We start from the raw sequence: 8,509 nt of genomic DNA on the forward strand, positions 1-8,509 counted from the left end.
GCACGTGATCGCCGCCAAGGCCGTCGCGCTCAAGATCGCCGGTGGGCAGGAGTTCAAGGCCCGCCAGGAGCGCACGCTGGCGGGAGCGCGGATCCTGGCCGAACGCCTCACCGGGTCCGACGTCGCCGATTCCGGGGTTTCGGTCCTGACCGGTGGCACCGATGTCCACCTGGTGCTCGCCGACCTGCGCAACAGCACGCTCGACGGTCAGCAGGCCGAAGACCTGCTCCACGAGGTCGGCATCACCGTCAACCGCAATGCGGTGCCCTTCGACCCGCGGCCCCCGATGGTCACGTCGGGGCTGCGGATCGGCACCCCGGCCCTGGCCACCCGCGGTTTCGGTGACGAGCAATTCGCGGAGGTCGCCGACATCATCGCGACGGCACTGGCCGCCGGGGCGGCCGCCGACGTGTCCGCCCTGCGCGCGCGGGTGGCGTCGCTTGCCCTCGACTTCCCGCTTTACGAGGGTCTTGAGCGGTGGGGCCTCATGAGCCGGGTCTAGAGCGGGTATCCTGTTCGACTGTGAGCATCCTGGATACCGACGATCTCGTCATCGCACTGGAAAAGGCCCTCCCCGAGCTGTCGGAGGAGCATCAGGCAGAGGCGTCCCCGTGGAACCCGCATGACTGGGTGCCGTGGGACCTCGGTCGGAACTTCGCCTTCCTCGGCGGCAAGGATTGGGACCCGGCGGACAGCACCATGTCCGACGAGGTCAAAGCCGCGCTGATCGCGCTGCTCCTGCTGAAGGACAACCTGCCGTCGTATCACCGGATTCTGGCGATGTTCTTCCCCGCCTTCTCCGACTGGCGCGCCCTCGTCGGCGCATGGACCGCGGAGGACAATCGGCACGCGATTGTGCTGCGCGATTACCTGGTCGTCACCCGATCTGTCGATCCGGTGGATGCCGAGAACCGTCGCCGCATCCACGTCGTCGCCGGCTACCGCCAGCACGATAAGGATGTCGAGTCGTTGACGCCGATGCGCGTCCTCGCACTCCTCGCGGTGCACGAGTTGCAGACCGCCGGTTTCATCGCGGCGATGCGCGGCGCGGTCGACGACGACGTCCTGACGCAGATCCTCGCCAAGATCGCCGCCGACGATGAGGCGCAGGCGCGCTATTTCCTGGGTTTCCTGAGCGCCGGGATTGTCGCCGACCAGAATGCGACCGTCGAGGGAATCGACTGGGCGCTGGAGCACATTGACACCATCGGCGCCGACGTCGCCGACTTCGACGAGCAGCGCAAGCTGATCGCGGGCTATGAGGGACCGCAGTCGCGTGCCGCGATTGCCCAGGCCATCGTCGGCGCGATCAACCTGAACAGCGTCGACGGTCTGTCCGACGAGGCACAGGCCGGCAAGGAGCGCATCCTCGCCCTGGCTGCCAGCGCTTAACCGGGCGAGCTCGACCCACCGCGGACCGCGGTGGGTGAGCGGTGGTACCGGCCCAACACCCCACACCAAAAGGTGTGGGGTGTTGTGCGTTCGGTGGGTTTGCGCGGGCGTTGCGCAATGTTCATCGGGGGATCGGCGCGCCACCGGTGATCGTTGCCCGCGCGGCGTAGCGTCGAGTTCGATGGACCGCAGGGGAAGTGGTTCATCCGGGAGGTCCGAAATTCGTGGAGTCTAACGACACGAGGGGACCGGCCCCGGTCCTCGGCTCGCGCGGCTAGCCCGGCCGCACGGCACGGACCGACCGGTCACCTGAAACACCCAGTCGGAGCGGGTGCCGCACCGACGTAGGAGTCCACGTGACTACTCGTACCTATGTCCTCGACACCTCCGTGCTGCTCTCCGACCCGAAAGCCGTGACGCGTTTCGATGAGCATCATGTGGTCCTGCCGCTGGTGGTGATCAGTGAGCTGGAGGGCAAACGCCATCATCACGAGCTGGGCTGGTTCGCCCGGGAGGCGTTGCGCCTCCTCGACGACCTGCGCAGCGAATATGGGCGGCTCGATAGGCCGATTCCGATCGGGGAGTGCGGCGGCACCCTGCAGGTCGAGCTCAACCACACCGATCCCGCCGTCCTGCCGAGCGGCTTCCGCACCGCCGACAACGACTCGCGCATCCTGGCCTGCGCGCTGAACCTGCGTGCGGAGGGCAAGGACGTCACCCTCGTCACCAAGGACACGCCGTTGCGGGTCAAGGCCGGTGCGGTAGGCCTGGCCGCCGACGAGTACCACGCCCAGGACGTGGTGGTCTCGGGCTGGACGGGAATGGCCGAGCTGGAGGTGGATTCGGCACAGATCGATGAGTTGTTCGACGAGGGTGTCGTCGATATTGACGATGCCCGGGGCATGCCCTGCCACACCGGGATCCGGCTGATCAGTGGCCGATCGAGTGCGCTGGGGCGGGTCAATGCCGACAAGCGGGTGCAGTTGGTCCGCGGGGATCGGGAAGCGTTCGGTCTGCACGGGCGCTCGGCCGAGCAGCGCGTGGCGCTGGACCTGCTGCTCGACGACAGCGTCGGCATCGTGTCGCTGGGCGGCAAGGCCGGCACCGGCAAGTCGGCACTCGCCCTGTGTGCCGGGCTCGAAGCAGTGCTCGAGCGCCGCACCCAGCGGAAGGTCGTTGTCTTCCGGCCGCTCTATGCCGTCGGCGGCCAGCAACTCGGCTATCTGCCCGGCAGCGAGGCGGAGAAGATGGGGCCGTGGGCGCAAGCGGTGTTCGACACGCTCGAGGGCCTCGCGTCGACGGAGGTGATCGACGAAGTGGCCGCGCGGGGCATGCTCGAGGTGCTGCCGCTGACCCACATTCGCGGTCGCTCGCTGCACGACTCGTTCGTCATCGTCGACGAGGCGCAGTCGTTGGAGCGCAACGTGCTGCTGACGGTGCTGTCGCGGCTCGGGTCGGGGTCGCGGGTGGTGCTGACCCACGACGTGGCGCAGCGCGACAACCTGCGCGTCGGACGCCACGACGGGGTGGCCGCGGTGATCGAGAAACTCAAAGGCCACCCGCTCTTCGCGCACGTCACACTCACACGCTCGGAGCGCTCGCCGATCGCGGCGCTGGTCACCGAGATGCTGGAGGAGTTCAACTAGACCGGGCGCGAGCAAGCAGAACGGGCCAAACCGCGGTGGGTTTGGCCCGTTCTGGTTGACTCCCGGTCAGCTCTGGGTGATGGTCCCGAGGGCTTTCGGAATCAGATTCAGCAGCGACTCGGCGATGCCGCCGAGGATGCCGACCCCGCCGTTGGGCGAGTTCTTCTGCTCCGGTGGTTCGGCCCCGGCGGCGTCGCCGGTCGGCGCCTGGGCGTTGACGCCGATGGTGATCTTCGGCGACTTGGCCGGATCGAGCCAGGTGAGGATCTTGACCATCGTGGCCTCGGGGACCCCGACGCAGCCCTCGGTCGGCTGGTTGTTGGTGACGTGCAGGAAGATCGCCGATGCCTTGCCCGGGGTGCGGGCGGCGTTGTGGGCGATGTTGACGGCGTAATCGTAGACCGGGCCCATGTTGTACAGGTTCTCGGCATCAGCGCTTGGTTTGTGGTCCTTGGTGACCAGCGTGTTGTAGGTGGGGGACTTCATGTCCGAGTCCCACCAGTCCTTTGCGGTGACCTGGCGGTAGGGCATTTTGGTGCCCGGGTTCGCCTTGCGCCCGAAGGCCTGGTCCAGCGCGAACGTGCCACTGGGCGTGCGCGGGACGTTGTCTTTCGGTTCGCCCTGGCCCTGGGATCCGAAAAACGCCTTGACCGGCTCGATGACGATCTTCCAATCGCCGGTACCCGCGCGCTCGTAGCCGGTCAGGGTGCCGGTGGTGTCCGACGCGTCCTTGCCGGTCGCGACGAGGAGTTGCGTCGTCGCCGTGGCGCTCGGCGTGGGCTTACCGCCGCCGGCGAGCGCATCGAGGAGGCTGTTCAGCGTCTGGTCCACTGAACCGTTTCCGCTGTTGGGGGTTCCCGGGGCAGCGTTCGCCACTGCCGGGACCACCAGCACCGCCGCGGTAGCCGCGGCCGCCAGTCCCACTAGTCTCAAATTTCTCTGCAGTAACTTCAGCACCATTTCAGTGTGCCAGCCTGATTCACTGTTTGAGTCACATGAGGATCACGGTGCGGCATGGATCCGGTCAAGGGCCACTTTCGCTCGCCGGCCAAACGCTAGCGCTGCAACGGGCTGTAGAACACCAGCCCGTTGCCCTGGTTGTCGTAGACCACCGCGCGGCGCTCATGGGCGTCGTCATACGGGCCCTTGATGATTCCGCCGCCGGCCGCTTCGATGGCCTTGGCGGCGGCGTCGACATCGGCGGTCTTGATGCCGACGACGACTTGTCCGTGGATCGGGTGGTCGACGGATGTGGCCAGCGCGAGGGTGACCGGACCGCCGTCGAGCGCGGCGAAATGCGCTCCGTCGCGGAACTTCAATCCCATCCCCAAGTCTTCGTAAAACTTGATCGAGGAGTCCAGGTCATCGGTGGACAGGATGATCATCTTCACTTCGTGGTCGCTCATGCGCGCCTCCTTTGTCGGATGCACTCCACGCTAATCAGCGTTGCCGGGTCCCGATAGGGCTATGCGTCCCGAGTTCGGACCACCTCGAAGCCGACCGCGCGGTGACCGCCGAAGTCTGCGCGCGATGGCGTCGTCATCGCCACCTGGTCGTGGGCCTGTTTGCCGACCGGGGTATTCGGGTCAAGGACGCTCAGGTACTCGCGGTGCTCGGCCAGCGATCGAACGGCGGCGTCGATATCTGCGTCACCCACCGCCACCGCGTGGGTGGCCTGCGGACCGTTCTCGAACAACCAGCGCGGCTGCAGGTCCCCGAGCCCGTCGTAGGCCTCGCGGACGGCGGCCGCGAACTCCATGTGGTCGCGCTGGTTGGGGTACCCCGGCGCCCATTCTGGACCGCCGTAGGTGGCGAGAACGACGTGCGGCGCGATTCGGCTGATCGTTTCGGCGACTGCGGCGCGCAACTCGGCGGTGTTGCACACCTCGCTGTCGGGAAAGCCCCAGAACTCCACCTCGGCGACGCCGACCACGGCGGCCGACGCCCGCTGCTCGCCCTCGCGGACCGGACCGCACCGCTCGGGTGGCATGCCTTCGATTCCCGCCTCGCCGCTGGTCGCCAGTGCGTAGACGACGCGCCGGCCCTCCTTCGTCCAGCGGTGCACAGCGGCAGCCATACCGTATTCCGGATCGTCGGGATGGGCGACGAGGACGAGTGCAGTCTGCCAGTCGTCGGGAAAGGCGGCGAGTGTTGCCATGACGCCCAGGCTAGCGACCGCAGCGGGCCGCTGCTTGGCGGTGGCCCAATCGGTCAGGCATGCACGTGCAGGTCGATGTGGGCGCCCGGCGCGACGCGGCGGCCACCGTCGATGTCGAGGAACCTGCCGGCCGCCTCGTATCCGCGCTCGATGAGCTCGTCGGCACGGGAGAAGTCCAGCGCCCCGATGGTCAGCGGACACGGCGTCGGCAGGACCCGCAGGTCGGCCTTGCCGGTGTACTCGCGGATGTCACGGACGAGGCGCTTCTGGACCAGCAGCGACATTGTGTGCAGGAGGGTGCCGGCCACGGTCGTCGGCGGCGCGGCCAGGGCGCACGGATAGCCGCAGGGCAGCACGTAGATGATGTCGGCACCGGACTCGACTGCCGAGGAGACTGGGGTGTTGTCGGCGACACCGCCGTCGACGAGCAGGCGCCCGCCGAGTTCGACGGCGGGGTAGAGGCCGGTAATCGCACTACTGGCCAGGATGGCGTCGGCGGCCGGCCCGGTGTCGATGTCGACCTGATCCCCGGTCAACAAGTCGGTGGCCACGACGGTCAGCGGGGTGCGGGTGGTCTCGATCCGGTCGAAATCCAGGTGTTTGCGAATAAGCGTGCGCAACCCCCGGGAACTGAACAGGGCCGGCTGCAGACCGGCGAGGGCGCCGATCAACTGGCGGGCGTGTGGACGGAACAGTTTCCATGCGCTCAGGGAGTGCCAGACGTCACCGAGCTCCTCGACGACCTCGGGGGTGGCGCCCCGGTTGGCGATGTAGGCGGCGTTGAGCGCACCCGCCGAGGTCCCGACCAGTGCGTCGGGCGCAATGCCCCGGTCGACGAGAGCGCGAAGCATCCCCACCTGCATCGCACCCAGATTCGCGCCACCGGAGAGGACAAACGCGGTTGTCATCGTCGCACCTCCGCTTCCAGATTAGGCCGCGATGGCGCTTCGCGGATGTGGTCAGCGCTCGCGGTCCAGATTTGCCATTTTGAGCACGTCGAGGCGATCGTCCAACTCCGTCTCGGTCAAGTTCGCGCCGATCAGTCCCCGGTCGATCACGGTCTGCCGGATCGTCGTGCCCTCCCGGAGTGCCTGTTTCGCGACGGCAGCGGCCTCCTCGTAGCCGATGGCGCTGTTGAGCGGGGTGACGATCGACGGTGAGCTTTGCGCCAGGGTGCGCAGGCGTTCGGTGTGTGCCACCAGCCCGCTGACGCACCGGTCGGCGAACAGCCGTGAGACGTTGGCCAGCAGGGTGATCGACTCGAGCACGTTGCGCGCCATCATCGGGATGTAGACGTTCAGCTCGAAGGCGCCGTTGCCGCCGCCCCAGGTGACGGCGGTGTCGTTGCCGATGACCTGCGCCGCGACCTGGGTGACCGCCTCGGGCAGGACCGGGTTCACCTTGCCGGGCATGATCGAACTGCCGGGCTGCAGGTCGGGGAGGGCGAGCTCGCCCAGTCCGGTGAGCGGGCCAGACCCCATCCAGCGGATGTCGTTGGCGATCTTGGTGAGGGAGACGGCGATCGTCTTGAGCTGGCCGGACAGCTCGACGAGGCCGTCGCGGGCGGCCTGTGCTTCGAAGTTGTCGGTGGCCAGGCGCAGAGCGTCCACGCCGGTGAGTTTGACCAGTTCGGCGACAACCTTGGTGCCAAAGGCGTCCGGGGCGTTGAGCCCGGTACCGACCGCGGTGCCGCCGATCGGTAGTTCGCCGAGGCGGGGCAGCGTCGATTGCACGCGCTCGATGCCGGCCTGAACCTGGCGGGCGTAGCCGCCGAACTCCTGGCCGAGCGTGACGGGCACCGCGTCCATCAGGTGGGTGCGGCCACTCTTGACCACCTCACGCCAATCGTCGGCCTTCGCGGCGAGTGCGGTGTGGAGGTGCTGCAGTGCCGGGACCAGATCGGTGACTACCGCTTCGGTCGCCGCGACATGAGTTGCGGTGGGGAAGGTGTCGTTGGAGGACTGCGACATGTTGACGTGGTCGTTGGGGTGGACCTCGACGCCACGGCGCTTGGCGATCGAGGCGATCACCTCGTTGGCGTTCATATTGGAGCTGGTACCCGACCCGGTCTGGAACACGTCGATGGGGAACTGGTCGTCGTGGTTGCCGGCGGCGATCTCGGCGGCTGCGGCGATGATGGCGTCGGCCCGCTCGGCATCGAGTAGGCCGAGGTCCTTGTTGACCTGCGCGCAGGCGGCTTTGAGGAGGCCGAGTGCGCGGATCTGGGTGCGCTCGAGGGGGCGGTGGCTGATCGGGAAGTTTTCTACTGCGCGCTGGGTCTGTGCTCGCCATAGTGCGTCGACGGGCACCTTGACCTCGCCCATGGTGTCGTGTTCGATGCGGTATTCCTGCTCGGTCATCGGGATCCTCCGTAGTCAGGTCGCCCTATATTCTCACCGTACTCGGGATGTCAGGCCCTCCGGCGTCGGAGGAAGGGATGCCTCAGGAGAGGCCGCGCTGATGTGTCGATGCCCGATATGAGTTTGTGGATCGGGGTGAAGACTCAGCGCTCCTTGGAGCGGATCCTGATGCCGCTGATCGGCACGTCGACCGTGCCGGAAGGGTCGGTGAAGAAGTCGTTGCCCTTGTCGTCGACGACGATGAAGGCGGGGAAGTCCTGCACCTCGATCTTCCAGATTGCCTCCATGCCGAGCTCGGGGTACTCGATGACCTCTTGGCTCTTGATGCAGTCCAGTGCCAGGCGCGCCGCCGGACCGCCGATCGACCCCAGGTAGAAGCCGCCGTGGGCGTCGCACGCATCGGTGACCTTTTTGGACCGGTTGCCCTTGGCGAGCATGACCAGGGAGCCGCCCGCGGCCTGGAACTGGTCGACGTAGGAGTCCATCCGCCCGGCGGTGGTGGGGCCGAACGACCCCGACGCCATGCCCGCCGGAGTCTTGGCCGGCCCGGCGTAGTAGACCGGATGGTTCTTCAGATAATCGGGCATCGGTTCACCGGCGTCGAGACGCTCGGCGATCTTGGCGTGGGCGATGTCGCGGGCGACGACGAGGGGGCCGGTCAGCGACAGTCGTGTCTTGACCGGGTACTTGGACAGCTCGGCGAGGATCTCGGCCATCGGCCGGTTCAGGTCGATGGAAACGACCTCGCCGCCCTCGATGTCCTCGGCGACCCCGGCTTCGGGCATGTACTGCGCCGGGTCGGTCTCGAGTTGCTCGAGGAACACCCCGTCGGCGGTGATCTTGCCCAGGGCCTGGCGGTCAGCGGAACAGGACACCGCGATCGCCACCGGACAGGATGCGCCGTGGCGCGGCAGGCGGATGACCCGGACGTCGTGGCAGAAGTACTTGCCGCC

8 protein-coding genes and 1 pseudogene are annotated in these 8,509 nt (G+C 67.4%); 3 read left to right on the plus strand and 6 right to left on the minus strand.

Going from position 1 to position 8,509, the window contains the following annotated elements; genetic code table 11:
* The 3 genes and pseudogenes from B4M62_RS00535 to B4M62_RS00545 all read left to right on the plus strand — a co-directional run.
* Window positions 1–502: pseudogene (locus tag B4M62_RS00535) on the plus strand (serine hydroxymethyltransferase); the annotation flags it as partial.
* Window positions 503–522: 20 nt separating this feature from the next.
* The gene (locus B4M62_RS00540; RefSeq protein WP_290703597.1) at window positions 523–1,392 is read left to right on the plus strand and encodes an acyl-ACP desaturase; all 870 of its coding nucleotides are present in this window, start codon (window positions 523–525) and stop codon (window positions 1,390–1,392) included.
* 356 nt (window positions 1,393–1,748) lie between these two features.
* Window positions 1,749–3,038, plus strand: a complete 1,290-nt coding sequence (locus B4M62_RS00545) for a PhoH family protein (RefSeq protein WP_290703599.1) — start codon at window positions 1,749–1,751, stop codon at window positions 3,036–3,038.
* Window positions 3,039–3,104: 66 nt separating this feature from the next.
* Here B4M62_RS00545 and B4M62_RS00550 read toward each other — a convergent pair whose 3' ends face one another.
* From B4M62_RS00550 to B4M62_RS00575, 6 genes are all read right to left on the minus strand, one after another.
* On the minus strand, window positions 3,105–3,962 hold the full coding sequence (locus tag B4M62_RS00550; RefSeq protein WP_290703601.1) for a L,D-transpeptidase family protein: 858 nt from the start codon (window positions 3,960–3,962) through the stop codon (window positions 3,105–3,107).
* A 131-nt stretch (window positions 3,963–4,093) separates the two neighbouring features.
* Window positions 4,094–4,444, minus strand: a complete 351-nt coding sequence (locus B4M62_RS00555; RefSeq protein WP_290703603.1) for a VOC family protein — start codon at window positions 4,442–4,444, stop codon at window positions 4,094–4,096.
* A 59-nt stretch (window positions 4,445–4,503) separates the two neighbouring features.
* Window positions 4,504–5,196 (minus strand): PIG-L deacetylase family protein, encoded by a 693-nt coding sequence (locus B4M62_RS00560; RefSeq protein WP_290703605.1) that lies wholly within the window; start codon window positions 5,194–5,196, stop codon window positions 4,504–4,506.
* A 53-nt stretch (window positions 5,197–5,249) separates the two neighbouring features.
* Window positions 5,250–6,104, minus strand: a complete 855-nt coding sequence (locus B4M62_RS00565; protein ID WP_290703607.1) for a patatin-like phospholipase family protein — start codon at window positions 6,102–6,104, stop codon at window positions 5,250–5,252.
* A 51-nt stretch (window positions 6,105–6,155) separates the two neighbouring features.
* Entirely contained in the window at window positions 6,156–7,556 is a 1,401-nt protein-coding gene (locus B4M62_RS00570; protein WP_290703609.1) for a class II fumarate hydratase, read from the minus strand.
* A 143-nt stretch (window positions 7,557–7,699) separates the two neighbouring features.
* Window positions 7,700–8,509: FumA C-terminus/TtdB family hydratase beta subunit (locus B4M62_RS00575; protein WP_290703611.1), on the minus strand; the 810-nt coding region annotated here is incomplete at its 5' end.

The sequence above is a fragment of the Gordonia sp. UBA5067 genome (assembly GCF_002414845.1).
GTDB classification, from domain to species: domain Bacteria; phylum Actinomycetota; class Actinomycetes; order Mycobacteriales; family Mycobacteriaceae; genus Gordonia; species Gordonia defluvii.

What these genes read in the sequence shown, in the direction of transcription:
- B4M62_RS00560 (WP_290703605.1), bottom strand. Translation starts at nt 5,196, where the DNA reads ATGGCAACACTCGCCGCCTTTCCCGACGACTGGCAGACTGCACTCGTC.
- B4M62_RS00570 (WP_290703609.1), bottom strand. Translation starts at nt 7,556, where the DNA reads ATGACCGAGCAGGAATACCGCATCGAACACGACACCATGGGCGAGGTC.
- B4M62_RS00555 (WP_290703603.1), bottom strand. Translation starts at nt 4,444, where the DNA reads ATGAGCGACCACGAAGTGAAGATGATCATCCTGTCCACCGATGACCTG.
- B4M62_RS00565 (WP_290703607.1), bottom strand. Translation starts at nt 6,104, where the DNA reads ATGACAACCGCGTTTGTCCTCTCCGGTGGCGCGAATCTGGGTGCGATG.